The sequence below is a fragment of the Streptomyces sp. NPDC046915 genome, from assembly GCF_040644935.1.
Taxonomy (GTDB): domain Bacteria; phylum Actinomycetota; class Actinomycetes; order Streptomycetales; family Streptomycetaceae; genus Streptomyces.
This window is the reverse complement of the sequence record NZ_JBEYXB010000001.1, coordinates 513,408-537,780: the sequence shown is the minus strand read 5'-3', so window position 1 is coordinate 537,780 and position 24,373 is coordinate 513,408. Positions and strand designations below refer to the sequence as shown.

Here is a 24,373-nt window from a genome sequence, read left to right as displayed (position 1 = left end):
CCACGGTCAATAGAGTGCCCAATGTCGATCGACGTGCGAGCGGTTCGCGGGCATGCCGAACCGGGCCCGCGCCTGAACTCGGCCGCGGGCCCGGTCGCCGTGCGCGGAAGACCTACTCCTGCGCCCCGTCCGAGGTGATCATGTCCAAGGTGTCGGCCGCCTGCCGCCGGGCCGGTGCCTCGTAGCGTCGCGCCAGCGTCTGGAACACCCGCTCCGCCCGACCCGCCGGCCAGTCCTCGGGCAGGTGCTCGGCGGGCAGATGCGGGTCCTGGCGCACCAGTCCCAGCCAGTCGGTGTGCAGCAGCAACTGCCGTACGAGCGCGCCTGTTTCGTCGCCGCTGTCCGGGAGGCCGGCATCCGCGCCCCAGCGGGCGAGGAACTCCTCGTAGCCCTTGGCGATGGCCTCGACGTCGAACGCCGTCCGGAGTACGGTCCGCGCCTCGGTCGGGGCACCGGCCACGGCCCCCTGAAACACGCGCAGACAGGAGTCGAGGCCGAGGTCCGCCACCACCTCGGGCACGTTCACCGTGCCGGGCGCCACCCAGAGGCCGTTCTGGAGCGGGCCGAACCCGTTCCACACCAGCCGGGACCGCAGATCGTGCCGCTCGCTGCGCCAGGCCTCCGGCAGTGAGAAGCCCACCAGGGTCCAGGTGCCGTCCCAGGTCCGGTTGACGGCCCCGGTGTGCCAGATCCGGTCGTGCCCCTCCTGTAGAACACCGACGGCGCGCGGGGTCAGTCCGAAGTACGTCTTGCGGCCTCGCCTGTGCCGTTCGAGCAGCCCGCGCTTGACCATCCGGGTGAGCGTGGACCGTACGGCCTCTTCGGTGATCCCGGCCTGTGCGAACACGTCGATCAGGCTGCTGGACGACAGGGCGGTGTCCCGGCCGAGGACATGGATGCCGAAGAAGCTCAGCATCAGCGACTGCGGCCTGGGAGCGCTGCCCGCCTGATCGAAGCTGGTCACGGGCCAAGCCTAGAGGCGAACCGCCGGGACGACGGCGGGGGGCCCACCGGTTGCGGTCGGGCTCGTGCGCCGCAGGTGCCGCCCGGTCACCTGCCGCAGCCGCGGAGCACCACCGCGCCGGCGGCCGCGATGCCGACGGCCAGCCCGGCCATCGCGATCCTGCGACTGCCGCCGGTGTCCTGCGCTTGTGCCGCCGCTGGCGGTTTCCCGGGTCCGGCGGCGCCGGGTCCGTCGTCCCGTCGCCCGGCGCCGGGTGGAGTGGGCCCCTCGTCCGGGACCTCGTAGGGCGGCAGTTCCTGCCAGGTGAGCGCTGCTCCGGCCCGTCGTGGAGCGCTGAACGCGGGGGACGGGCGGGGCGGCATCGCACGGTCCGCGTCCCAGAAGGTGCGCAGGGCCGGCAGGCACCGGTCGTGGGCCTCGTCCAGTACGGCCACGCCCGTCCCGGCGGTGAAGGCGGCGCCCCGTTCGACGACCCCCGTGATGACCGGGATGCGCCGGCCGTGTTCGTCGCGCGGCGGGGTGCCTGATCCCCGGTCGCTCCCCGGCTCGGGCAGCAGGACCCGGAACATGATCACGAAGCTTCCGCCCGCCCGGCTGGAGACGACCCGGTACCGGGCCTGCCCCCGCTCGGTGAGGCTGCCGCCCGCCAGGTCCCAGAGCACGCCGGCCAGCCCGGCCTCGCACAGGAAGTCCGGGGCGACGACCACCCGGTACGTCGCGGTCCTGCCGCGGCTGATCAGGAACGGCCAGAAGAGGACGGGCCGGTCCGGGTCAGCTGAGGTTCGACCCATCGTTCTCGGGACTCCTCTCGAACTCCGTCAGTACTTCCACCAGTCTGTGGGTGACGAACTGTGCGGCGGAGGCCTCGTCCCGCACCGCGTTGACACTGCGCCTGCGGAACGTCTTCTGCAGACGCCGTGCCTTGCGCAGTTCGCTCGGTGGCAGCCTGATCAGTCCGGCGGCGGCTCCGGCAGTGGCCGCCATGAACGCCGCGAGGGTCTGCACCGGCAGTTGCACGCCACGGGTGGCGAGCAGGGACTGCGCGGGGGCGGCGAGCGCCGAGGCGACGGTGCGGACGAACTGCGGGACCATGTTGTCCTGCTCGCCACGGGCGATCCGTCGTTCCGCCTCCGCCTCCGCCTTGAGCACGGAGACGGCGTTGGCCAGCAGGTCGGGCAGCACGGCGGCGAAGGCCACGTCCACGTTGAGCGGGTCCGGGCGGGCGTTGGCCTTCTTGTGCATGGCGCCGTCCGCCCCGAGGAAGGCGAAGCTGTTCCCCACCGAGCTGACCGGGATCAGCCGAACGCGTCCGGGCGGGACCGGCATGCCCGCCGTCTGCCACGACTGCCGGCTCGTGGCCAGCGTGTGGAAGTCGGGGTGTTCCATGAGCCGTTCGCGGACGCGCTTGAGCGAGTAGTGGCCCGCCAGGAGGTCCCATTTGGTGATGACGAAGTGGATGGGGCCGTTGCACCCCTGCATCAGGCCGAACACCCGGGACATGTCCTCGTCGAGGAACCCGGCGTCGCCCTGCATCATCCTCAGCACCTTGCGGCCGTCCAGCAGACCGAGCAAGGCATCGGCGTCACGCATGGTCGCGTCCAGACGCCGCTGTGCTGGGCTGCCTTCCTGAGGGTCGGTCAGCCGGTCACCCGCGTAGTCGAGATAGCGGACGCGCATGGCGGTGAACTGCCCGTGCTGACTGCGCACTCTGACCGAGAAGGTCCACTCGGGAAACTCCGAGCCGTCGGTCGACAGCGGCCACTCCCCGGGGCCGGCCACCTCCCGGTAGGCGCGGTTGAGGCGCTGCTCCAACTCCACGTCGTCGAGGGTCAGGTAGCAGCCCAGGCGGTGGTGCTGGAGCCGCAGAACCTGCCAGAGCACGGCCAGGTACACGGTTTTCCCGGCCCCGGACGGTCCCAGTGTGACCACGGTGTATTCCATTGTCGCGCTCCCCCCGAAACGTGCGGCGCGCCCGCTCGACGGCCCCCGCACCGTCCTTGCCACCTTCCCCGCCGGGATGCGCCGCACACACCGGTACGTCGCCCCGCGACACCTGAGCGGGGCCCCGCCGTCATCCCGGCCCGTCGCTCCCGCTCGGCCCGGCCGTCGGGGGGCCGGGAGGGAGCCAGGCGGTGAGGGCGGCGGTGTCGTCCTGGAGGCGGTTGTGGCTGTAGGCGAGCAGGTCCTGGTGGAGGCGGTCCAGGAGGTCTCGGGGCGGCACGGGGCCCCAGGAGCGGAGGCGCTGGAGGAGGGGGTAGAAGGAGCCGGCCGGGTCGCGGGTCTCCGTGACGCCGTCCGTGTAGAGCAGGAGCTGGTCGCCACGGCGGACGGGGTAGGTGTCGACGTGGAACGGGGCGCCCACGAGCACGCCGAGGTTCAGCGGCGGAGCCGACCGGCCGCTGTCGAGTTCGAGCACCTCGTCGGTGCGGATGAGCAGCGGGGGCGGATGGCCGCAGTTGACGACGCGGACGTGGCGGCCGTCGGCGGGTAGCTCGGCGAAGACGGCGGTGACGAACCGTTCGCTCATCTCGCTCCCGGCGAACTGCGTCGCCCTGCGGGACATGCTCGTCTCCAGGCGCTCGGCCAGGGCGGGCAGGTCGGGTTCGTCGTGGGCCGCCTCGCGGAACGCCCCCAGCAGCGCGGCCGCGGTCTCGACCGCGAGGAGGCCCTTGCCGCGGACGTCCCCGATGAGCAGCCGGACTCCGTACGCGGTGGGGACGGCCTCGTAGAGGTCCCCGCCGATGTGTGCTTCCGCGGCGGCGGAGAGGTAGAAGCTCTCCAGCCGGATGTCGCCGATCCGGTGCGGGACGGGTCTGAGCAGGACCCGCTGGGCGATGTCGGCCACGAAGCGCACATCGGCGAGCGTGCGCTCCCGGCGGACGCGGTGAGCGGCCAGGATGGTGCCGAGGGCGCCCACCAGGGCGGTGCACACGTAGGCGGCCACGTAGTGGCGGTCCCACTGGTAGCCGACGGAGCGGCCGGCACAGCAGGGGGTGCCGGCCAGCACGCCTTGGAAGAGGACGGCGAACACCGTGGTGCAGCCGACGACGACGGCTCCGTGGGCGAAGGCGGCCACCAGAGGCAGGGCGATCAGCGCGAAGCTCACCGGCCACTCCACCGGCGTGACGGGTTCGAGCAGCAGCACGGCCACGACGTACAGCACCGGAAGCCGGCGCAGCCACGCCGGGGGAGCGGGCAGCCGGGTCCGCGCCGTGCTGCCCGCCGGCGACCCGTGACGGTCCGCGTGGGAGGTATGCCCGTGCCTCACCCGGCGCTCCCGGACGCGGCCGGCCTCGGGTCGGCGGGCGGACGACATGCCTGACGGCTCGGCTCATGCGGCCTGCGCACACGGGACTCCTGGCACACGGTCTCCACAAGAGATCCAGCCTGCGGTGCCGCGCCCCGGCACGCCGGTCATTGCTCCACTCAACGGCATGTTCGGCGGCCCGCCCGCCCGCCCACCCGCACCGTCACCGGAGTCTGCGCTGCGGTCCGGCGAGGATCAGCGGTTCGACGGCCTCGTACCGGGCGCGTGCCTCCTGCCGCGCGCGCCGCCCGGGCAGCATCGTGCCGAGCCAGCCGAAGGCGAAGCCGAGCGGAATGGACACCAGGCCCGTGGTGGTGAACGGAAACCAGTTGAAGTCGGCGTCCGGGAAGGCCGCCATGGGAGAGCCGGAGACCAGGTTGGTGCCCGGCATCAGGACGAGTACCGCCGTGCTGCCGCCGATGAGGGTGCACAGCAGACCGGTGCGCGTGAAGCGGCGCCAGAACAGGCTGTAGACGAGCGCCGGCGCGATGGCGGAGGCCGCCAGACAGAACGACAGGGTCGCGAGGGGTTGCAGGCTGCGCTGCTGGACGAGTGCGGCGAGCACGATCACCGGAGCGCCGACCACCACCGCCGAGACCCGTGCGACGGCCGACTCCCGCGGCGGGTCCATCCCCGGGCGGCGGGAGGCGATGACGTCGTGCGCCAGGGAGTTGGCGCAGGACAGCGTCATACTGGCGACCGAGGCGAGCAGGGTGAGGAAGATGGCGGTGGTGACCGCCGTGAACAGCAGGGTCTCCGGGCGGGACACGTGCGCGCCGAACACCGCTCGTGACGCCAGGAGATAGGCCGTGTTGCCGCGGGGGTCCCCGGCCGCGATCCCGGTGCGGCCCACCAGTGCCGTCGCCCCGACCCCGATCACCGTGATGACGAGGACGAACAGGGCCACGGACGACACGGCCCAGGACATCGACCGTCGCACCTGGCGCGCGCTGTCGGCGGTGTACATGCGCATGGTCACGTGCGGCAGGCAGGCGCCGCCGAGCACGATGGCGAACTGGGTGGTCACCATGTCCAGGCGCGGGTGGGGGCCACCGGCGAACTGCAGGCCGCTGCGCAGGAAGGCCCCGCCGGCCCCGCTCCGGTCGGCGGCGGCGCCGAACAGGGCCGCGGGGCTGAAGTCGAAGGTGCGCAGCACGAGTACGGCGATGGCCACGCCGGATCCCAGCAGTGCCACCATCTTCAGGATGTGCAGGAGCGCGGTGCCCCGCATCCCGCCGATGGCCGCGTAGACGATCATCAACGTACCGGCCCCGACGATGCAGCCGGTTTTCATGGCGGTACCGGAGAAGCCGAGGATGAAGGCCAGCAGCTGCCCCGTGCTGGCCAGTTGGACCAGCATCATCGGCACCAGCGAGGCGATGGTGACGACGCAGGCGACGATCCGCACCGGCCGTCCCGGCATGCGCCGGGCCAGCGCGTCCCCCATGGTGAACCGGCCGGTGTTCCGCAGCGGTTCGGCCAGCAGGAACATCAGGACCAGAAGCGACAGCAGTGTGCTGACGGCGAGGACGACGCCGTCGTAGCCGCACAGCGCGATGACTCCGCCGATGGTCAGTACGGTCGCGGCGGAGATGTAGTCCCCGGCGATCGCGAGTCCGTTGCGGAACGGGGAGAGCGAGCGGTATCCGGTGTAGAACTCGTCCAGGTCGTCGTGGTCCGGGCCGGTGAGCACGCACAGCAGCAGTGTCACGGTGACGGCGGTGCAGAAGGCGACCAGCGACCAGGTCCGGGCGGTCTCGCCGAAGCCGGTCACGGGAGCCGCTCCCGCTCCGTCCCGGCGGCCCACGGCGCGTGCCGGGTGACCCGGAAGGCCAGGGGGTCGACGTAGCGCCGCGCGGTGCGTTCGTAGACCAGCACGGCGAGCCAGGTGACGGGAACGTGGGAGAGCGCCAGGACGAGACCTGTGGGCAGTCCGCCGAGGAGCGGGCGGGCCATGAGGGCGGGTTCTCCCGCGGAGAGGATCAGAAAGGCCGTGAAGTAGCCGAGGGCCAGCAGCGTGGTGACCCGGCGCTGTAATCGGTACCTGCGTCGCAGCCGCCGCAGGTCGCCGTGGTGCGGCCGGGCATGGGCATCGCCATGGGGCATTCCGGAACTCCAGGTGGGGGGAGCGGCTCGGGTCCTCGCACGCTATTCGTCCGTGCGTACGACGAGGAGGGTTTTTCCGGAACTGCCTGGTAGGCGGACTGTAGGGGTGGAAGTCCGGTTGTTGCCCATGTGTCCGGTGGGGCCTCAGGGGCCGGCGGGGCCCGTGAGCGGCGACATCTCGCCGGGCGTCAGGGGCGCTCCCGCTCCAGCAGGCCGACGCAACGGGCGAGCAGGCCCTCCAGGGCCGCACGCTCCTCCTCGGTGAACTCCGCGGCCAGGGCGCGTTCCACGCGTACGGCGCGGGTGTCCGCGTCGGCCAGGACGGCGTGGCCCTCGTCCGTGAGACGGGTCTCCAGGACGTTGCGGTGCCACTCGTGCGGGGTGCGCTCGATCAGGGCGCGGTCCTGGAGGTTCTTCAGGACCGTGTTCATGGTCGGCGGAGTGACCCCGCACAGCCGGGCCAGCGCCGCGGCCGAGATGCCCGGGTTGGCCGAGAGGTGGAGCAGCGCGCCGTACTGCGCGACCGTCACGCCCGCCGGTTTCAGAACCGCGTTCTTGGTCGCGTTGAGAGCCTGCTCGGCCCGCTTGAGATGGGAGCCGAGGCGCTCGGAGGCGGGCATGGACGTCATGCCCGCATGGTAGCGGGCGCGTCCATCGATTCGCTCACTTGCGTTCGTTAATACATTGACGAGCATTAGAGTTCTAATCTACGTTCATACACGTCAGCTTGTGAGTAGCCGAACCGAGAGGCGTCCACCGCCGTGTCCCGTTCGATGCACCGCCGCACGTTCCTGGCCTCCGCCGCCGCCCTGGCCGTGTCCACGGCCGCCGCCCCCGCCGCCCGCGCGGCCACCGCACCCCGCGTCTCCACCGCCTTCGCCCTCCCCGGCGACCGCGCCTACCCCGAGGGCATCGCACTCGACCCGCGGACCGGGGACGTGTACGTCGGCTCGTACACCACCGGCGCCGTCTACCGGGCCGCGCCCGGGTGGCGTACCGCCGAGATCTTCCTCCCGGCGGGTACGGACGGCCGTACCACCGCCAACGGACTGAAGGCCGACCGGGCCGGCCGGCTGTGGGTCACCGACTCGACCGCCGGGGTCGACGTCTACGACGCACGCGGCCGGCGCCTGATCGCCCGCCTCGAGGTCCCCGGTGACGCGCCCCGCTTCGTCAACGACCTGGCCCTCGCCCCCGACGGCACGGCCTACCTCACCGACAGCACCCGCGCGGTCGTCTACCGTGTCACCCCCGCCGACCTGGCCACCGCCGCCCGTGACGGGCACGGGACGCTCGACCCCGCCTACGACCTGACCGCCGTCGAGGACCCGCGGGCCCCCGACGCGATCACCCTCAACGGCATCGTCGTGGACCCCGCGGGACGCCGGCTGTACGTCGTCGACATGACCGGCGGCGGGCTGTACCAGGTGAACACCGCCACCGGGTCGGTCCGCCGAGTCGCCCTGGACGGTGGGGACTTGACGCACGGCGACGGCCTGGAACTGGCGCACGGCACGCTGTGGGCCGCGCACAACAGCGTCAACACCCTCACCCGCTGGCGGCTGTCCGCCGACGGCACGTCCGCGCGTCTGGAGCGGCGGTTCACCGACAGCGCCTTGCAGATCCCGACCACGCTGGTCCGCGACCGGGGGCGGCTGCTGGTCGTACGGTCCCAGTTCGACAAGGGCGGTCCGATGGGTCCCGGCGTGCCCGAGACGCCGTTCACCGTGGCGTCCGTCACCGGCATCTGAAGCCCGCCCGGTGCTGGGGCGGGCCGGCTGCGGCGAGTCGCTGACCTGCTGTGACTTCTCCCACCTGCTCTTGCCCCAGCCCGCAGGGCTTTCCTAGGTTCGGTGGTATGTCCTCCCCTGGCTCCGACAGCTCGGCACCGGTCGAATTCGCCGTCGACCTGAGCTCGCACGAAATGCTCCGGCGCACCCATGTCATGTCCGCTCTCGGCCCCGACTGGGACCCGGCCGCGGCGCTGCGCGGCGAGGAGGAGGCGCAGGATCTGCTCTACTCCGGCCTCAGCGAGGAGCAGCAGCGCCTGTACGACGAGCTGGTCTCGGCCGGTGTGCTCCCGAGGCGAGGAGGCGGCCGTGCTGCCGCTTGACCCGCAGGCCGACATCGGACGCCGCGCCTGGGTGGACTGCCCGAACTGCGCGGACCACCGCGGGTGCGCCAAGTGCGAGCAGGGGCAGACGTGCTCCGCGCACTGGCGCTACCTGCTGTCCAACACCGGCAGCCTGCTGCACCTTCAGTGCCCGTCGTGCACCCACATCTGGACGCACGAGACGAACTTCGGCGCCACCCGCTCCCAGGGGTAGAGCACGGCCCGCGAGTCACCGGGTGCCGGGGCCTCTGCCATCCTGGGCACCGTGCAGCAGCCGACGCCGATCACCCCCGACGCCCCGACCGACATACGTGCCCCGCTGCTCACGCAGCAGTGGCTCGATCTGTGCTTCGTCCACTGGGCCGTCGCACCGGACGTGGTGGCGGGGCTCTTGCCCGGCGGCACCGTTCCCGACACGTACGACGGGGTCACGTACGTCGGACTCGTCGCCTTCCGCATGCATCGGGTGGGGTGGCTGCGGCTGCCCGGCGTGCCGTATCTGGGGTCCTTCCCGGAGACCAACGTCCGCCTGTACTCCGTCGACGCGCACGGCCGACGCGGGGTCGTCTTCCGCTCCATGGACGCCTCACGGCTGATCCCCGTGGTGATGGGGCGCGTCGGCTTCCGGCTGCCCTACCTCTGGTCGCGGATGAGGGTCGAGGCCGCCGACGACACCGTCACCTACACCAGCTCCCGCCGCTGGCCCGGTCCTCGGGGAGCGTCCAGCCGTATCACCGTGCGCAGGGGCGAACGCATCGAGCGGCCGACGGACTTGGAGCACTTCCTCACCGCCCGCTGGGGCATGCACAACTCGTTCTTCGGCGGCGCCTCCTATCTGCCCAATCACCATCCACGCTGGCCCCTGTACCGCGCCGAGCTGCTTGTCTGCGAGGAGAACCTGCTCGCCGCCGCCGGTCTGCCGGCGCCTGCCGACGCGCCGGTCAGCGTGCTGTACTCCCCGGGCGTACCGGTCCGCCTCGGAGGCCCGCTGCGCCCGGCAGGCATCCCCACTCCCTGAAGCGACCCGACGCGCGTCCGTGCGGCGCGGCGAGTCGGTTCGCCGAACCGCGAGAGAAGTGACGCTCGGAGTGATTCGGTGGGTTCATGCCGTTGCTGATGCTGGACCTCGACAACACGCTGGTCGACCGCGACGCGGCCTTCCGTGACGCCGTCGCCGCGTTCCTGGCCGAGCACCGCCTGCCCCACACCGAACTGACATGGGTGACGGCCGTCGACGCCGGCGGTTACGCCGCCCGCCGGGATGTCGCCGCGGCCATGACCGAGCGATACGGGGACGCGGTGCCGGCCCCGGCCGTCCACTCCCTGCTGGACCATGGCGCCGCCGACCGCGTCGTGCTGACGGACTCCTCCCGCGAGGCCGTGGAAAGGGCCCGGGCCGGCGGCTGGACCTGCGTGATCGTCACCAACGGCCGCACCGGCCAGCAGGAGGCGAAGATTCGCCGCACCGGACTCGACCGGCTCGTCCAGGGGTGGGTGATCTCCGAGGGCGTCGGTCACAAGAAGCCCGAGCCGGAGATCTTCCACGCCGCCGCGGATGCCGGCGGAGTGCCCCTCACCGGCGCGTGGGTCGTCGGTGACTCGCCGCACGCCGACGTGGCGGGCGCGCACGCGCTGGGCCTGCGCAGCGTATGGGTCTCGAACGGGCGGCCGTGGCCCCAGGCCCCCTACCGGCCCACCCATGTCGCCGGGGACGTCGCCACGGCAGTCGACTTGGTCATCGGGGCCATTGTTCCGTAACTCCATGATCACGTGGCGTGCCGGGTGGATCTCGGGCCATGCTGGCGTCGCCCTGCCGGTGGTGCTTCAACGGCATTGCCGGAAGGGGCTGTTGGTGTGTGAACTGCTCACAGAAACCGAGTGCGATGTCGAGTAAGAAGGTGGTGACCGTCGCCGTTCTGGTGGCGGTCCTCACGTGGAGCACGGTGATGACCGCGCTGGGGCAGGTGGCCGCGGCAGCCGCCCTGCTCCCGTCCCTGGGCCTGCTCGTGCAGCAGATCGTCCAGGCCCTGACCGCCCCCGACGGCTCCCGCCCGCCGACCGAGCCCGGCCCCACCGCCGTCGGCGGACAGGAGCCGCCCCGATGATCTGGACCCCCGACGCAGACCAGCCTCCGCCACCGGACACCGGCGGCAAGCGGGGCCGCAAGCCCGCCCCGATCTCCCAGGCCGCCGGCCTGTCGCACCGGGCCTGGCTGGAGCCGGTCCGCAGTTTCCTCTTCTCGAGCGGCCTGACCCTCAACGACCTCGTCGACCGCTCCGGATACTCCAAGACCCGCATCAGCGAACTCCTGCGCGGCAACGGCTACTACCCCGCCTGGGAGATCACCTTCAGCGTCATACGCGCCCTGGGCCTGCCGGTCCAGCCGATGCGCCGCCTGTGGACCGCGGCCGCGCGGGAGGCGCGGAAGGAACCGGGCTGGATCGAGCACTGCATACAGCAGGTCGCCCTCGAACCCGAACACCCGCCGGTCGCCCACCAGGCCTTCACCGAGGCCCTGCACACCCCCTACAGCGACTACGCGCGGGCCTTCCTCCTCACCGACCACCGCGCCCGCTGGGTCGTAGCAGAAACCTTCGACCTGCTGTGGCTGTGCTGGAGCGAGGCCGGCACCAGCGAGGACATCCGCCGCTACGCCTGGCGCCTGCTGCGCTCCCGGGTCATGGCCCGCGCCGACCGCCACCACGACGGCCACCCCGACCTGCGCCCGGCCGTCTTCTCCACGGCGGAGGTCCGCGACAGCACGCCGGGCCACTTCATCATCCTCACCGAACTGGTCGACCTCTTCGACGCGATCGGCCGCCTGCCCCACGACCAGATGGACGTCGCCGTGCTGCGTTACCTGTGCGGCATGCACCCCGACGACATGCCCGACGTCCTCGGTCTGAGCCCGGCCATCTGCCACGCCGTCGACCACCACGCCCGCGCAGCCCTCGAAGACCTCCTCCGCCCCTACAGTCCCCGGGAGTGACCCACCCGCCATGACCGCCATCGACCAGCTCCTGGCCCGCGCCCGTCTGCGCCACGACGCACAGGTGCATCCCGACACCGTCCCCTACGAAGACTGCACCTACCCCGACCTCACCCACGACCCGGCCGGCCCGCGCCCCGACGGCGCGGACACCGACGGCTCCGCCGCCCAGCACCTGCACACCCTGTGCGAGGCCGTCGTCACCACCGCCGCCCCCGGAGCCCTGGAATTCCTCACCGACCAGCTCCCCGAGCCCGAAGGAGCCTGGCTGCTGGGCTGCGCGCTGAATCTCGCCGGGATCGACGACGGCTCCCGCTTCTGGTGGCAGTACGCCGCCGGCGCCGGCCACACCCCGGCCGCCTACTGCCTGTCCCTGCACCACCTGGCCCGTGGCGAGGCCCACGCGGCCGCCTTCTGGTACGACCAGACCGGCCTCGACTCCGTCACCGACTCGGAGACGCTCACCGTCACCGGCGCCTGGCCACCCCACAACCAGTTCCGCTTCGACGCCAGCGTCCCCACCGTCCTGCGCGTCCTCAGCCGCCTGAGCAGGTCCGGGCGCCGTCCGCGCACCCACCGGGCCGACGCCATCACCAACTACGTCGCCCACGCCGTCACCCACGGCTACGCACGCCATCCCGGCGTCGAAATACCCGTCCCCGAACCCCGGTTCGCCGATCGCGTCAGCTTCATCCTTTCCGCCACACCCCCTTGGAGCCGCCGGCCGACCCGTGTGCTGAACCCCGCTCTTCCCACCCGCCCGGAGCAAGTCCGCCGCGGCGCCACCGTGGACGCGGCCGAGGGCTGAGCAACTCGCTTCAGGCACCGGCCCATTGACTCCGCCTTCCCCTGCTGGTTGAGTGGCTCATCCACTCAGCCACTGGGGAGGACGGCGTGGAGGCACTGCCCCGCGAGACCATCGTCGATGTCCTGGAGAGCCGTCTGCGCGAGGACATCCTCGCCGGACGCCACCCGGCCGGGAGCTATCTGCCACCGGAGCGGCGGCTCGCCGACGGCTACGGCGTCACCCGCACCACTCTCAAGCACGCCTTCGGCCGCCTCGTGCAGGCGGGGCTGCTGGAGACCCGGCACGGGGTCGGCACCCGCGTGCGCGACTACCTGCGCCTGGGCGGAGCCGATCTGCTGCCCATGCTCGTCCGGCACAGCCCCGACTGGATCGGTGAGATCTTCGAAGTACGGCGCAGCATCGGCGCGTTGATCGCCGAACGGGCCGCGGCCCGGGCGACCGACCGGCAACGCGCCGAACTGCGCCGGCTGCTCGAAGCCGTCGGGAACGCGGCGGACGCCGACGCCGTACAGCTCGCCGACATCGAGGTGCACCGGGCCCTGGCCCGCGCCACCGGCAACCGGGTCTACGTCCTGCTGACCAACACCCTCTTCAACGCCTATGTGCCGGTGCGCGCCGCGCTCAGGGGACCCTTCACGGACGCCAAGGCGGCCAGGGGCCGTCTGGAGCCGGTGGTCGACGCGATCGGGGCCGGCGACGAGGCCGCCGCCCGGCGGGCGGCCGAGGAGTATCTGACCGCGACCGAGCGCATCATGCTGGAAGGCCTCGCATGAACGCGGACACCCCTGCCCGCGACACCGTCTTCGGCGAGACGATGCTCGGCACACTGCGGCTCGACGACGAGGACCGCACCCGCCGGGTACGGCTGGACCTGAGGGTCTCGGCGGACGGCGTCCTGCGGCTCACCGGCACGACCGAGGCCCGCGCCACCGGCCGGATCCGGGTCGAGGGCTGGGCCGACGACCCGGACACCGGGGGCGAGTTGGAGATCTCGCCGCTCGCGCGACGCCGTATCCGCTACCGCCTCGCGTTCGCCGCGCACGGCCGCCGGGTGACGCTCGACGGCTGGAAGTCCGTGACGCCGCTGAGGCCGGTGGCCTCGATGACCGTGCTGCCGTACACCCTGTACGAGAACGGCGCACGGATCGGCACCGGAACACTCCGCTTTCCCGTGGTCACGCAGCTCCTTCCGTTCCTCGCGAGCTTCCGTCTCCCGCGCCGGGAGGACCCGGCCGCCTTTCTCGCCCCGCGCTGGCGCGGCGAACCGGGACGTACCGAGGTCTGGTACACCACCGTCACCGACCCTGCGACCGGCAGCGGGCTGTGGCTCCACCACGAACTCACCGCGCCCGCCGACGGCTCCGCCCCGTACGCGCACGGCTGGGCCGCCGTGTTCCCCCAGGACGGACCCGTACGGCACGCCCGCTTCGGCCCCGCCGAGTGGACCGCCGGGGCGGCCGGATTCAGCGCCGACGGGGTCACGGCCGGCCCCGGGGCCCTCACCGGCTCGGCCGAGGACGGCGCCCTGCGCTGGAAGCTCACCGAACAGCCCCTGGCCGGGCCGCTGTTCACTTTCCCCCGATGGTCCTGGCGCCGCCCCCTGCTGCCCGCCGCACACATGCTCCCCGCCGCGCGGGCCCGCTACGACGGAACCTTCACCCATGACGGCACGACGCTGACGCTCACCGCGGCTGAGGGAGCCTCCGCCCGGATCCACGGTCACGGCAACGCCCGCCGCTGGGCCTGGCTGCACGCCGGCCTCGGCGGCGGAGACGTCCTGGAGATCGTCGCCGCCGTCTCCACCCGACCGGGCCTGCGCAGGCTTCCGCCCCTGGTCTTCCTGCGCCTGCTGCGGGGCGGACGCACCTGGCCGCGGCGCCCCGAGCGCCCGGCGGCCGGCTGGGCCGGACCGGGTCGCTTCCACGCCGCCATCGACCTGCCCACCTGGACGGTCACCGGCCGTGCGGGAGCGCGCCGGATCCGCGTGGCGGTCACCCAGCCCGCGGACCGCACCCTCGCCCTGGACTACACCGATCCCGACGGCTCCCACGCCGTCTGCCGCAACAGCGAACGCGCCGACGCGCACGTCCTGTTGGAGCGGTGGTGGTTCGGAGGCTGGCGCACCGAGGCCGAGTGGACGCTCGACGGCACCGCACACGCGGAGGTGGGCACGCGATGAGCCTCACCGGCCTGGTGGCCGCCCTCATCGCCGACGACGGCACCGCCGGCTGGCCCGCACGCGTCCCCGCGAGGCTGGAGGCGGTCCTCGCCTCGATGCCGCTTCCCGCCCGGGCCGGGATACGGGCGGCGGCGCACGGGCTGGAGGCCTACGCCAGGGTTCGCACGGGACGCGGACTGGCCGCGCTCACCGGTCCGGAGCGCGAGTCCGTACTCGGGTCGCTGGGCGCACGGCCCGCCCTGCCGGCGCTGCTCGACGTGGTCAAGGTGCCCGTCCTCCTCGCCGCCGGGACGGAGCGGATGCTCCAGGAGGGCCTGCCGGCGCGCCGGCTCGCGCGCGAGGACCCGCCGCTCGACTGCACGCCCGCCGACGAATGGCCCGCGCGCTCGACGGCCGACGTCGTCGTCATCGGCTCCGGCGCGGGCGGCGCCGTCGCCGCGCGGACCCTCGCGCGTGCCGGGCTCGACGTCGTCGTCCTCGAAGAGGGACGGCACCACTCGACCGACTGGTTCGGCCGGCGCACCCCGCTCGAGCGCTTCGCCGAGCTCTACCGGAACGGGGGAGCGACGGTCGCCCTCGGCAGCCCGCCCCTGCTGCTGCCGGTCGGCCGGGCGGTCGGCGGCACCACGGTCGTCAACTCCGGTACCTGCTACCGCACTCCGGACCACGTGCTGGCCCGCTGGAGCACGGAGTTCGGGTTCGCGCTCGCCGACGGCTTCGGCCGCCGTCTCGACGAGGTGGAGCGCACCCTGCGGGTGGCCACCCAACCCCTGGACGTCCTCGGCGGCAACGGCCGGCTCGCGCTCGTCGGGGCGCGCGCGCTGGGCTGGCGGGCCGCGCCCCTGCGCCGCAACGCGCCCGGCTGCAAGGGGTCCTGTCAGTGCGTCGTGGGCTGTCCGACCGGCGCCAAGCAGAGCGTGCAGCTCTCCGTGCTGCCCGACGCCTGCGCCGCCGGGGCCCGGATCGTCAGCGGAGCGCGGGTGGAGCGCGTCCTCGTCGACACGGACCGGCCCGGCGGGCCGCGTGCGGTGGGCGTCCGCGTACGCCGCGAGGGCGGCGGGATCGAGATCCTCGCGCCCCTGGTCGTCGTCGCCGCGGGCGCCCTGGAGTCGCCGCCGCTCCTGCGCCGGTCCGGCCTCGGCCGGCATCCCCGGCTCGGCCGCAACCTCAGCGTCCACCCCGCCACGAGCGTCGCCGGGCGCTTCGCCGAGCCGGTCACCGCCTGGGAAGGCGTGCTCCAGAGCGTCGGAGTGGAGGAGCACCACCACGCGGGCGTCCTCATCGAAGCCACCGCCACCCCGCCGGGCATGGGCTCCTTCGTACTGCCGGGCCTCGGCGCCGAGCTGCGCGGTGAACTGGAGGACGCCCACCGGCTGGCCACCCTCGGCGCGATGATCGCCGACCGGCCCTCCGGCCGCGTCCTCGGCCGCGACCGCACGCTGCTCCGCTACGACCTCGACCGCCGCGACGCCGGCCGGTTGATACGGGCGGTGCGTGCCATGGGCGAGCTGCTCTTCGCCGCGGGCGCCGAGGAAGTGCTCACGGGCATCACCGCCACGCCCCGGGTACGCAGCCTCGCGCAACTGGACGCCGTCCTGGCCGGCACCAGTGCCCGCCGGCTCCATCTGTCGGCGTACCACCCCACCGGTACCGTCGCCGCGGGCGCGGACGCGGAGCGGTTCCCGGCGGACCCGGTGGGCCGGCTCCGCGGGGTGCGCGGGGTGCTGGTCGCGGACGCGTCCGTGCTCCCCGGCTGTCCCGAGGTGAACCCGCAGCTGACCGTCATGGCGGCGGCCCTGGCGGTCGCGGAGGCCCAGCTGGGGTCGTGACGGCGGCGGTCACCGCCCCGGCGCTCCCGCACGCAGGCCGTCCATGACGAGATCCAGCAGCCGGCCGACGCGTGACTGCCAGTCGTCGCCGGGGTCGATCTGCCAGAGACCCGCGATGGCGAGGTGGAAGTCGTCCGCGGTCACTCCCGGGCGGATGGTGCCGGCCTTCTCGGCGGCGCGGAGCAGGCGTTCGGCCGCGGCGGTCACCGGGGTGGGGGCAGGCTTGCCGGGACTTCCCGGCGCGCTGGTCGCCTGGCGGATCGCGTCGGCCAGACCGGCCTTGGCCATGGCGAACTCGGCGACCCGGTCCATCCACGCGCGCAGGGCCTGATCGGGTGCCCGGTCCTGGAGCAACTCGGCCGCGCTGTCGGCGACCTGCTGCATCTCGTGGCGGTAGATCTCGAGGACGAGGGCCTCGCGGCTGGGGAAGTTGCGGTAGAACGTGCCCTGCCCGACGCCCGCCTTCCTGGCGATCACACTCAGCGGGGCGTCCGCGTTCCGCGTCAGCTCGGTCAGGGCGACCTCCAGGATGCGCTCACGGTTCCGCTGCGCGTCCGAGCGCAGAGGCGCGTCCTTCTTCTCCTGCACCCGTCCTCCTCGAGGCTCGTGGCCGAACCCGGTCCTTGCTAACCGGACAACTGTCCGTTAGGTTCTTCCGTAGTAGCGGACAACTGTCCGGTTAGGTCCACCATAGCCGTGGACGTGCCTTCGCTGAAGCGGCGGAGCCCTGTGCGACGCCACCCCTCCGACGCCCGATCCGTCCGGCTGCCGGACCGTCCTTCCTGTTCCGGAAAAGCGAAAGAAGCTGCTCATGGCCTCATCGACGTCCAGTGTCATCACCCTGAACGTCAACGGCGAGAAGTACACGCTACCCGTCGACCACCGCACCACCCTGCTCGACGCCCTCCGTGAGCGGCTCGACCTCACGGGCACCAAGAAGGGCTGTGACCAGGGGCAGTGCGGCGCCTGTACCGTCCTGCTGGACGGCCGGCGGGCCGTGGCCTGCCTCCAGCTGGCGGTGGCGGCCGAGGGGCGCGAGGTCACCACCATCGAGGGTGTGGCCGAAGGCGACCGGCTGCACCCGGTGCAGCAGGCCTTCCTCGATCTGGACGGCTTCCAGTGCGGGTACTGCACTCCAGGGCAGATATGTTCCGCGATCGGGGTGATCGAGGAGCACGCGGCCGGCTGGCCGAGCGCCGTCACCGACGACCTCCGGCCCGAGTCAGGGCCACCACCGCTGTCCGCCGAGGAGATCCGGGAGCGGATGAGCGGCAACCTGTGCCGCTGCGCCGCATACGTGTCGATCGTCGAGGCGGTCGCCCGGGCGGCGGCGGAGAAGACGCCGGCGGAGAAGACGGCGACGGAGCGCGGGGAGGTCGCGGCGTGAGGGAGTTCGACTATCACAGGGCCTCCGACGTCGCCGGCGCGGTCGCGGTGCTCGGGACCGATCCGGACGCGCGCTTCCTGGGCGGGGGCACCAACCTCGTCGACCTGATGAAGGCCGGCGTCGAACGTCCCGCCCGGCTCGTCGACGTCCGTGAACTGCCGCTGGACCGGATCGAGCCGACGTCGGACGGCGGGCTGCGCATCGGGGCGACCGTCACCAACAGCGAGCTGGCCGCCCACCCCGAAGTACGGCGCCGCTACCCGGCGTTGGCGCAGGCGGTGCTGGCCGGAGCGTCCGGACAGCTGCGCAACATGGCCACCGTCGGCGGCAACCTGCTCCAGCGGACCCGCTGCGGCTACTTCACCGACGTGACCAAGCCGTGCAACAAGCGTGTGCCCGGCAGCGGTTGCCCCGCGATCCACGGTGAGCACCACAACCATGCGATCCTGGGCGCCTCCGGCCACTGCGTGGCCGTCCACCCCTCGGACATGGGTGTGGCGCTGGCCGCCTTCGACGCCGTCATCTCCTACGAAACGGCCGACGGGCCGGGAGAGCTGCCGCTCGGCTGGTTCTATCTGCCGGTCGGCGACACCCCGCAGCGGGAGACCGCCCTGCCGCCCGGGGCCCTCATCACGGGCGTCACCCTGCCGCCCGCTCCGGTCGCCGCCCGCTCCCGCTACCGAAAGATCCGCGAGCGCGCCTCCTACGCCTTCGCCATCGGTTCGGTCGCCGCCGCGCTCGACGTCCGGGACGGCATGGTGCACGACGTGCGGCTGGCCTTCGGGGCGGTCGCGTCCCGGCCCTGGCGGGCCCGGGCGGCCGAACGGGTACTGACCGGTGCGCCGGCCGACGGCGAGAGCTTCGCCGCCGCCGCGGACGCCGAACTGGCGGCGGCCAGGCCGCTGCCGCACAACGGATACAAGGTGACCCTCATGCGCAACCTCGTGGTGGCCGTGCTGACCGAACTCGCAGGGGAGGCCACCCGATGACGACTGCCCCCACCAGGCGGACCTCCAAGGGCGCCGTCGGCACCGCGCACACCCGCGTGGAGGGCCGGGACAAGGTCACCGGAGCGGCCCGCTACGCGGCGGACATCCCCTTCACCGAACTCGCCCACGGCTGGCTGGTGTTGTCCACGGTCGCCCGAGGGCACATCCGCGAGATCGACACCGCTCCGGTTCTCGCCATGCCGGGCGTCCTCACCGTCCTGGACCACCGCAACGCGCTGCGGCTCGACACCGACTACGTCGGCGCGGTGGGCAAGCCGGACCCGACCTGCGCCGTCTTCCAGCACGACCGGGTGCCGCACCTGGGCTGGCCGGTGGCGCTCGTCGTCGCCGAAACGCCCGAGCAGGCCAGGGAAGCGGCCGAATCGCTCGTCGTGCACTACGAACAGCAGCCCCACGACATCGACTTCACCGTCGACCACCCGGACGCCCGCCCCGTGGACGGCCACATGCCGGCGGTGACGGACAAGGGCGACCTGGAGACCGAACTCGCCGCGTCCGCCGTCGTCGTGGACGTCGAGTACACCACCCCCGAAGAGCACCACAACCCGATGGAACCGCACGCGGCGACGGCCCACTGGGACGCCGGCCGGCTCGAGGTCGTCGACTCCAACCAGGGTGCCTCCTGGGTCGTGGGCGAGCTGGCCAGTCTGTTCTCGCTCGACCCCGACTCGGTACGCGTACGCTCCGAGCACGTCGGCGGCGGCTTCGGCAGCAAGGGCGTCCGCGTCCCCCAGGTGGCGGCCGTGATGGCCGCGACGGTTCTCCAGCGGCCGGTACGGGTCGTCCTGACCCGCCGTCAGATGTTCTCGCTGGCGGGTTACCGCAGCCCCACCGCCCAGCGGATCAGGCTCGGCGCCGACGCCGACGGACGGCTGCGCGCACTGGAGCACCGGTCCCAGAGCCTCACCTCCACCGTGCACGAGTTCGTCGAGCCCAGCGCCGGGGTGGCCCGGGTGATGTACGACGCCGACGCCCACCACACCGCCAACCGCGTCGTACCGCTCGACGTGCCGACCCCGACCTGGATGCGCGCGCCGGGCGAGGCGCCGGGGTCGTTCGCCCTGGAGGCCGCGCTCGACGAGCTCGCCGAGAAGTGCGGCATCGACCCGATCGAGCTGCGGCTGCGCAACGAACCCGAGCGGGGACCGGTCTCCGGCCTCCCGTTCGCCGGCCGCAATCTGCGTGCCTGCTTCAGCGAGGGCGCCCGCAGGTTCGGCTGGGCGGACCGGGACCCCCGTCCCGGCCTGCGCCGTGACGGGCGCTGGCTCCTCGGCACCGGCACGGCCGCGGCGTCCTTCCCGGCCGGGGCGGCCCCCTCCACGGCGACGGTGACCGCCCGGGACGACGGCTCGTTCACCGTGCGGATCGCCGCGGCCGACATCGGCACCGGCGCCCGGACCGCGCTCACCCTGGTCGCCGCGGACGCACTGGACGTGACACCGGACCGGGTCGAGGTACGCATCGGGGACAGCGCCTTCGGCCCCGCGATGATCGCCGGCGGCTCCATGGGCACCCGCTCCTGGGCCTGGGCGGTCACGGCGGCGGCCGGCGAACTGCGCGAGCGGCTCGCGCTCGGCGCCGGCATTCCGCCGGAGGGCATCACGGTACGGTCGGACACCACCGCCGCCATCGGCGCCCTCGCCGCGAAGGAACGCCACTCCTTCGGAGCGCAGTTCGCCGAGGTGGCCGTCGACCTCGCCACCGGTGAAGTCCGCGTACGGCGCATGCTCGGCATCTTCGCGGCGGGCCGGATCATCAACCCGCTCACCGCGCGCGGCCAGTTCCTGGGCGGCATGGCCTGGGGCATCTCCATGGCCCTGCACGAGGAGGCGGTCCGCGACCGGGCCTCGGGCGGCCATGTCGGACCCGACCTCGCGAGCTATCACGTGGCCACGCACGCCGACGTGCCGCTCATCGAGGCGGACTGGGTGGCGGACCCCGACCCGGACGACCCGGTAGGGATCAAGGGCATCGGGGAGGTCGGCGTCGTGGGCGCCGCCGCGGCCATCGCCAACGCGGTCTGGCACGCGACCGGCGTACGGCACCGCAGCCTGCCCATCCGTCCCAGCCGTGTGCTGTCGGCCGCCGGCGGAGCGGTGGATGCTTGACATCGCCGAGGAGCTGAACCGCTGGCTCGCCGAGGGCCGCGACTTCGCCGTCGCCAGCGTCGTGGCCGTCGGCGGCAGCGCGCCCCGCGGTCCCGGCGCCGCGCTCGCCGTGGACAGCGCGGGCACCGTCGTCGGCTCCGTCTCCGGCGGCTGTGTGGAAGGCGCGGTCTACGACCTGTGCGTCCAGTCCCTGCACACCGGGGAGAGCGTCACCGAACGGTTCGGCTACAGCGACGAGGACGCCTTCGCCGTGGGGCTGACCTGCGGCGGGACCATCGACGTCCTGATCACGCCGGTGGGTGCGCGTTCGCCCGCCGCGATGGTGCTCCGGTCCGCGCTGACAGCCGCCGTACAAGGCGAGCAGACGGCCCTCGCGCGGGTCGCCCGCGGCCCGGAGGAGTTCCTGGGCCGGGCCCTGCTGGTGCGTCCCGACGGCACGTACGAGGGCGGTCTCGGCGGCCACGAGAAGCTGGACCGCACCGCGGAGGCGGCGGCCCGGGCGATGCTGGAGACCGGGCGTACCGGCACGGTCGAGGTCGCGCCGGACGGTTCGTACTGTCCCGGCGGGCTCACGCTGCTGGTCGAAGCGAACGTGCCGCCGCCCCGGATGATCGTCTTCGGGGCGATCGACTTCGCCGCGGCGCTGGTGCGCGCGGGGAAGTTCCTCGGCTACCACGTGACCGTCTGCGACGCCCGGCCCGTCTTCGCCACGCGGGCCCGCTTCCCCGAGGCCGACGAGATCGTCGTCGACTGGCCGCACCGCTATCTGCGGCGGACCACGACCGACGGCCGTACGGTGCTGTGCGTGCTCACCCACGACGCGAAGTTCGACGTGCCCCTGCTGAAGGCGGCACTGGGGATGCCGGTCGCGTTCGTCGGCGCGATGGGCTCGCGCCGCACCCACGAGGAACGCAACCGCCGCCTGCGCGAAGTCGGCGTGAGCGAGCGGCAGTTGGCACGACTGAGGTCCCCGATCGGCCTGGACCTCGGCGCCCGTACCCCGGAGGAGACCGCTCTGTCCATAGTGGCGGAGATCATCGCGGCCCGGCGCGGGGGGACGGGGGTCCCGCTCACCGGATCCCGGACGCCGATCCACCGGGACCGGGGGAGCGGAACGATCCGGACACCTTCGGTGCGCGCGTGATCACGATGAGTGCCCGTACCCGACCTGCTGTCGAAACAGTGTTCCATTCATGGGACGCGGCGGGTTAGGGTCACGCTCTGAGAGATCTTGTGCGGAGGTGCCCGGTATGGAGAACAGCGAGCCCGTGCGCCGGGGACGGCCGCCGGGCACCAGGTCCGCCGAGGGCGAGCTCACCCCTCGCCAGCAGGACATCGTCCGTTTCATCACCGACACCGTCCAGCGCCAGGGCTACCCGCCGTCCATGCGAGAGATCGGCCAGGCCGTCCGTCTCGCCAGCACGTCCTCCGTCGCGCACCAGCTGATGCAACTGGAAAGCAAAGGGGTCCTGTACCGCGATCCGCACCGGCCGCGGGCCTATCGCGTACGGGTCTCCGTGGCCCGGGAAACGAGCGCTCCCGCCGAGCCGGCCGTGGAGGTACCGCTGGTCGGCCGCATCGCCGCCGGCGCGCCGCTGCTCGCCGAGGAGATGGTCGAGGACGTCTACACGCTGCCGCGCCAGCTGGTCGGCGAAGGCGAGTTCTTCGCGCTGACGGTGTCCGGCGACAGCATGATCGACGCGGCGATCTGCGACGGGGACATCGTCACCGTGCGGCGCCAGGACAGCGCCGACCACGGCGACATCGTCGCCGCCCTCCTCGAGGACGAGGCCACGGTCAAGGTGCTGCGCCGCCAGGAGGGGCAGGTCTGGCTCATGCCACGCAACCCCGCCTACGAGCCGATCCCCGGCGACCGGGCGCAGATCCTCGGCAAGGTCGTGAGCGTGATGCGCGCGCTGTGAGTGCGGCGCGCCGGACCGCTCAGTGGCCGGGTGCGTCGTCCGGCTGGATGTCGGCGAACTCCCACCAGGCGAGCGGCAGCCAGTCTCCGTCGACGAAGCCGTCGACGGATCCCCCGGTGCCCCGTATGGCCACTCGGGTGCCCTCCGGGTAGGTGGTGCCGGACAGGCCGGTGACTGCTACGAGCAGTGTTCCGAGGCGTCGCGACAAAGTGATCAATCCTTCCGGACCGGAGCAGAACCGGACTCTGCGTCCTCTGGGTGCAAATCGTCTCATCATGTACCAGCCTGGTATATGAGCCACAGCACAGAAGACCGATGGATTTCGCGGGCCTGTTGCTGGAAGGGCAGTGGGCCCTCGGCATCGTCTTCCTCACTGTGACCGCGCCTTAACGTCCAGTGGAGGTGCTTGAGGATGAGGGCTGTCGTGTACAAGGGACCGTTCGAGGTGGCGGTCGAGCAAGTCGCGGATCCCCGGATCCAGCATCCGAACGACGCGATCGTACGTGTCACGTCGACCGCCATCTGCGGTTCGGATCTGCACATGTATGAGGGCCGTACCGCCGCGGAGCCGGGGATCGTCTTCGGTCACGAGAACCTCGGGGTCGTCGAGGAGACCGGCGACGGAGTCACCACGCTCAGTCGCGGAGAACGGGTCGTCATGCCCTTCAACGTGGCCTGCGGATTCTGCAAGAACTGCACGGCCGGGTTCACGGGTTTCTGCCTGACGGTGAACCCGGGTTTCGCCGGCGGTGCCTACGGCTACGTCGCGATGGGGCCCTACGTGGGAGGGCAGGCGGAGTACGTGCGGGTGCCGTACGCCGATTTCAACTGCCTGAAGCTCCCCGAGGGCAAGGACAAGGAGACCGACTTCGTTCTTCTCGCCGACATCTTCCCGACCGGCTATCACGGCAACGAGCTGGCCGACGTCCGCCCAGGTGACAGCGTCGCGGTGTACGGCGGTGGCCCGGTCGGACTCATGGCCGCCTATTCCGCGATGCTGCGCGGCGCGAGCAGGGTGTTCGTGGTCGACCGGGTGACGGAGCGGCTCCAGAAGGCCGAGGAGATCGGTGCCGTGCCGATCAACTTCACCGAGGGCAACCCGGCGCAGCAGATCAAGGAGCAGATGGGAGGCCAAGGCACGGACAAGGGTATCGACGCCGTCGGCTACCAGGCCCAGGCCACGGGGAAGAAGGGCAAGGACCGCGAGGAACCGGCGACCGTGCTGAACTCGCTCATCGAGACGGTCCGGCCGACGGGCGCGCTCGGCATTCCCGGCCTGTACGTTCCGCGCGACCCCGGCGGACCGGACGAGCAGGCCAAGCAGGGCATGCTCATGGTGTCCATCGGACGCCTCTTCGAGAAGGGGCTGCGCCTGGGCACCGGTCAGTGCAACGTCAAGCGCTACAACCGCCAGCTGCGTGACCTGATCATCGAAGACCGTGCGCGGCCGAGCTTCGTCGTCTCGCACGAGCTGCCGCTCGACCAGGCGCCGACGGCGTACGAGAAGTTCGACAAGCGCGTCGAGGGCTACACCAAGGTCGTCCTCCACCCCCAGGCGTAAGTACGCCGTCCGGCGGACGACGACCGCAGACCGCCCTGGCGGGCGCTCCATGGAGGAATACCCCCAGGGGTATCTGTGTTAGCGTGCAGA

General features: G+C 72.5%; 26 protein-coding genes. 17 read left to right on the top strand and 9 right to left on the bottom strand.

The window, feature by feature from the left end:
- Positions 1-112: 112 nt before the first annotated feature.
- From ABZ915_RS02375 to ABZ915_RS02345, 7 genes are all read right to left on the bottom strand, one after another.
- Positions 113-964 (bottom strand): PaaX family transcriptional regulator C-terminal domain-containing protein, encoded by an 852-nt coding sequence (locus ABZ915_RS02375; RefSeq protein ID WP_361794416.1) that lies wholly within the window; start codon positions 962-964, stop codon positions 113-115.
- 86 nt (positions 965-1,050) lie between these two features.
- Positions 1,051-1,755 carry a hypothetical protein gene (locus tag ABZ915_RS02370; RefSeq protein WP_361794413.1) on the bottom strand — a complete coding sequence of 235 codons (705 nt, stop codon included), beginning with the start codon at positions 1,753-1,755 and terminating at the stop codon, positions 1,051-1,053.
- Positions 1,736-2,905 (bottom strand): hypothetical protein, encoded by a 1,170-nt coding sequence (locus ABZ915_RS02365; protein ID WP_361794410.1) that lies wholly within the window; start codon positions 2,903-2,905, stop codon positions 1,736-1,738. Before ABZ915_RS02365 ends, ABZ915_RS02370 begins: the two co-directional genes overlap by 20 nt.
- Positions 2,906-3,035: 130 nt before the next feature.
- Positions 3,036-4,232, bottom strand: coding sequence for a PP2C family protein-serine/threonine phosphatase (locus tag ABZ915_RS02360; RefSeq protein WP_361794407.1), 1,197 nt, complete (start codon positions 4,230-4,232; stop codon positions 3,036-3,038).
- 202 nt (positions 4,233-4,434) lie between these two features.
- Positions 4,435-6,045 carry a cation acetate symporter gene (locus tag ABZ915_RS02355; RefSeq protein WP_361794405.1) on the bottom strand — a complete coding sequence of 537 codons (1,611 nt, stop codon included), beginning with the start codon at positions 6,043-6,045 and terminating at the stop codon, positions 4,435-4,437.
- Positions 6,042-6,377, bottom strand: a complete 336-nt coding sequence (locus ABZ915_RS02350; RefSeq protein ID WP_361794402.1) for a DUF485 domain-containing protein — start codon at positions 6,375-6,377, stop codon at positions 6,042-6,044. Before ABZ915_RS02350 ends, ABZ915_RS02355 begins: the two co-directional genes overlap by 4 nt.
- Positions 6,378-6,565: 188 nt before the next feature.
- Positions 6,566-7,006: a MarR family transcriptional regulator gene (locus tag ABZ915_RS02345; RefSeq protein ID WP_361794400.1), complete on the bottom strand. Its 441-nt coding sequence runs from the start codon at positions 7,004-7,006 to the stop codon at positions 6,566-6,568.
- Between the two features lie 132 nt (positions 7,007-7,138).
- On the opposite strand from ABZ915_RS02345, the gene ABZ915_RS02340 reads away from it, so the two are divergent.
- The 11 genes from ABZ915_RS02340 (at position 7,139) to ABZ915_RS02290 (ending at position 16,295) form a co-directional block, all read left to right on the top strand.
- Positions 7,139-8,128: a superoxide dismutase gene (locus ABZ915_RS02340; protein ID WP_361794397.1), complete on the top strand. Its 990-nt coding sequence runs from the start codon at positions 7,139-7,141 to the stop codon at positions 8,126-8,128.
- Positions 8,129-8,235: 107 nt separating this feature from the next.
- Positions 8,236-8,490 carry a DUF6400 family protein gene (locus ABZ915_RS02335; protein ID WP_361794394.1) on the top strand — a complete coding sequence of 85 codons (255 nt, stop codon included), beginning with the start codon at positions 8,236-8,238 and terminating at the stop codon, positions 8,488-8,490.
- Entirely contained in the window at positions 8,477-8,704 is a 228-nt protein-coding gene (locus tag ABZ915_RS02330) for a hypothetical protein (RefSeq protein ID WP_361794391.1), read from the top strand. The genes ABZ915_RS02335 and ABZ915_RS02330 overlap by 14 nt, the downstream gene beginning before the upstream one ends.
- A gap of 51 nt (positions 8,705-8,755) precedes the next feature.
- Positions 8,756-9,508, top strand: a complete 753-nt coding sequence (locus tag ABZ915_RS02325) for a DUF2071 domain-containing protein (RefSeq protein WP_361794388.1) — start codon at positions 8,756-8,758, stop codon at positions 9,506-9,508.
- An 86-nt stretch (positions 9,509-9,594) separates the two neighbouring features.
- Positions 9,595-10,248 (top strand): HAD family hydrolase, encoded by a 654-nt coding sequence (locus tag ABZ915_RS02320; protein WP_361794385.1) that lies wholly within the window; start codon positions 9,595-9,597, stop codon positions 10,246-10,248.
- A 125-nt stretch (positions 10,249-10,373) separates the two neighbouring features.
- Positions 10,374-10,595, top strand: coding sequence for a hypothetical protein (locus ABZ915_RS02315; protein ID WP_361794382.1), 222 nt, complete (start codon positions 10,374-10,376; stop codon positions 10,593-10,595).
- Positions 10,592-11,479: an XRE family transcriptional regulator gene (locus tag ABZ915_RS02310; RefSeq protein ID WP_361794379.1), complete on the top strand. Its 888-nt coding sequence runs from the start codon at positions 10,592-10,594 to the stop codon at positions 11,477-11,479. Before ABZ915_RS02315 ends, ABZ915_RS02310 begins: the two co-directional genes overlap by 4 nt.
- A 10-nt stretch (positions 11,480-11,489) precedes the next feature.
- Positions 11,490-12,287, top strand: a complete 798-nt coding sequence (locus ABZ915_RS02305; RefSeq protein ID WP_361794376.1) for a hypothetical protein — start codon at positions 11,490-11,492, stop codon at positions 12,285-12,287.
- Positions 12,288-12,373: 86 nt separating this feature from the next.
- Positions 12,374-13,060 carry an FCD domain-containing protein gene (locus ABZ915_RS02300; RefSeq protein ID WP_361794373.1) on the top strand — a complete coding sequence of 229 codons (687 nt, stop codon included), beginning with the start codon at positions 12,374-12,376 and terminating at the stop codon, positions 13,058-13,060.
- Positions 13,057-14,466, top strand: coding sequence for a hypothetical protein (locus ABZ915_RS02295; protein WP_361794370.1), 1,410 nt, complete (start codon positions 13,057-13,059; stop codon positions 14,464-14,466). The genes ABZ915_RS02300 and ABZ915_RS02295 overlap by 4 nt, the downstream gene beginning before the upstream one ends.
- Entirely contained in the window at positions 14,463-16,295 is a 1,833-nt protein-coding gene (locus ABZ915_RS02290) for a GMC family oxidoreductase (RefSeq protein WP_361794367.1), read from the top strand. Before ABZ915_RS02295 ends, ABZ915_RS02290 begins: the two co-directional genes overlap by 4 nt.
- Positions 16,296-16,304: 9 nt before the next feature.
- Here ABZ915_RS02290 and ABZ915_RS02285 read toward each other — a convergent pair whose 3' ends face one another.
- Positions 16,305-16,883 (bottom strand): TetR/AcrR family transcriptional regulator, encoded by a 579-nt coding sequence (locus ABZ915_RS02285; RefSeq protein ID WP_361794364.1) that lies wholly within the window; start codon positions 16,881-16,883, stop codon positions 16,305-16,307.
- Between the two features lie 223 nt (positions 16,884-17,106).
- Between ABZ915_RS02285 and ABZ915_RS02280 the strand changes: the two genes are divergently transcribed.
- The 5 genes from ABZ915_RS02280 (at position 17,107) to lexA (ending at position 22,722) form a co-directional block, all read left to right on the top strand.
- A complete protein-coding gene (locus ABZ915_RS02280; protein ID WP_361794361.1) occupies positions 17,107-17,682 on the top strand; it encodes a 2Fe-2S iron-sulfur cluster-binding protein in 576 nt (191 codons plus the stop codon).
- The gene (locus ABZ915_RS02275; RefSeq protein WP_361794358.1) at positions 17,679-18,671 is read left to right on the top strand and encodes a xanthine dehydrogenase family protein subunit M; all 993 of its coding nucleotides are present in this window, start codon (positions 17,679-17,681) and stop codon (positions 18,669-18,671) included. Before ABZ915_RS02280 ends, ABZ915_RS02275 begins: the two co-directional genes overlap by 4 nt.
- Positions 18,668-20,800 carry a xanthine dehydrogenase family protein molybdopterin-binding subunit gene (locus tag ABZ915_RS02270; protein WP_361794355.1) on the top strand — a complete coding sequence of 711 codons (2,133 nt, stop codon included), beginning with the start codon at positions 18,668-18,670 and terminating at the stop codon, positions 20,798-20,800. Before ABZ915_RS02275 ends, ABZ915_RS02270 begins: the two co-directional genes overlap by 4 nt.
- Positions 20,793-21,944, top strand: a complete 1,152-nt coding sequence (locus ABZ915_RS02265) for an XdhC/CoxI family protein (protein ID WP_361794352.1) — start codon at positions 20,793-20,795, stop codon at positions 21,942-21,944. The genes ABZ915_RS02270 and ABZ915_RS02265 overlap by 8 nt, the downstream gene beginning before the upstream one ends.
- A gap of 106 nt (positions 21,945-22,050) precedes the next feature.
- Positions 22,051-22,722, top strand: a complete 672-nt coding sequence (gene lexA, locus ABZ915_RS02260) for a transcriptional repressor LexA (protein ID WP_361794349.1) — start codon at positions 22,051-22,053, stop codon at positions 22,720-22,722.
- 19 nt (positions 22,723-22,741) lie between these two features.
- On the opposite strand, the gene ABZ915_RS02255 is transcribed toward lexA, so the two are convergent.
- Complete coding sequence (locus tag ABZ915_RS02255; protein ID WP_361439068.1) at positions 22,742-22,930, bottom strand: hypothetical protein; 189 nt, start codon at positions 22,928-22,930, stop codon at positions 22,742-22,744.
- Between the two features lie 204 nt (positions 22,931-23,134).
- Between ABZ915_RS02255 and ABZ915_RS02250 the strand changes: the two genes are divergently transcribed.
- Complete coding sequence (locus ABZ915_RS02250; RefSeq protein ID WP_361794346.1) at positions 23,135-24,283, top strand: glutathione-independent formaldehyde dehydrogenase; 1,149 nt, start codon at positions 23,135-23,137, stop codon at positions 24,281-24,283.
- Positions 24,284-24,373 lie beyond the last annotated feature (90 nt).

Bases quoted from the DNA above. Each gene is read 5' to 3' on its own strand.
- ABZ915_RS02370 (WP_361794413.1), bottom strand. From the start codon at position 1,755: ATGGGTCGAACCTCAGCTGACCCGGACCGGCCCGTCCTCTTCTGGCCG.
- ABZ915_RS02365 (WP_361794410.1), bottom strand. From the start codon at position 2,905: ATGGAATACACCGTGGTCACACTGGGACCGTCCGGGGCCGGGAAAACC.
- ABZ915_RS02350 (WP_361794402.1), bottom strand. From the start codon at position 6,377: ATGCCCCATGGCGATGCCCATGCCCGGCCGCACCACGGCGACCTGCGG.
- ABZ915_RS02345 (WP_361794400.1), bottom strand. From the start codon at position 7,006: ATGACGTCCATGCCCGCCTCCGAGCGCCTCGGCTCCCATCTCAAGCGG.
- ABZ915_RS02335 (WP_361794394.1), top strand. From the start codon at position 8,236: ATGTCCTCCCCTGGCTCCGACAGCTCGGCACCGGTCGAATTCGCCGTC.
- ABZ915_RS02320 (WP_361794385.1), top strand. From the start codon at position 9,595: ATGCCGTTGCTGATGCTGGACCTCGACAACACGCTGGTCGACCGCGAC.
- ABZ915_RS02315 (WP_361794382.1), top strand. From the start codon at position 10,374: ATGTCGAGTAAGAAGGTGGTGACCGTCGCCGTTCTGGTGGCGGTCCTC.
- ABZ915_RS02310 (WP_361794379.1), top strand. From the start codon at position 10,592: ATGATCTGGACCCCCGACGCAGACCAGCCTCCGCCACCGGACACCGGC.
- ABZ915_RS02305 (WP_361794376.1), top strand. From the start codon at position 11,490: ATGACCGCCATCGACCAGCTCCTGGCCCGCGCCCGTCTGCGCCACGAC.
- ABZ915_RS02295 (WP_361794370.1), top strand. From the start codon at position 13,057: ATGAACGCGGACACCCCTGCCCGCGACACCGTCTTCGGCGAGACGATG.
- ABZ915_RS02290 (WP_361794367.1), top strand. From the start codon at position 14,463: ATGAGCCTCACCGGCCTGGTGGCCGCCCTCATCGCCGACGACGGCACC.
- ABZ915_RS02280 (WP_361794361.1), top strand. From the start codon at position 17,107: ATGGCCTCATCGACGTCCAGTGTCATCACCCTGAACGTCAACGGCGAG.
- ABZ915_RS02270 (WP_361794355.1), top strand. From the start codon at position 18,668: ATGACGACTGCCCCCACCAGGCGGACCTCCAAGGGCGCCGTCGGCACC.
- ABZ915_RS02265 (WP_361794352.1), top strand. From the start codon at position 20,793: ATGCTTGACATCGCCGAGGAGCTGAACCGCTGGCTCGCCGAGGGCCGC.
- lexA (WP_361794349.1), top strand. From the start codon at position 22,051: ATGGAGAACAGCGAGCCCGTGCGCCGGGGACGGCCGCCGGGCACCAGG.
- ABZ915_RS02250 (WP_361794346.1), top strand. From the start codon at position 23,135: ATGAGGGCTGTCGTGTACAAGGGACCGTTCGAGGTGGCGGTCGAGCAA.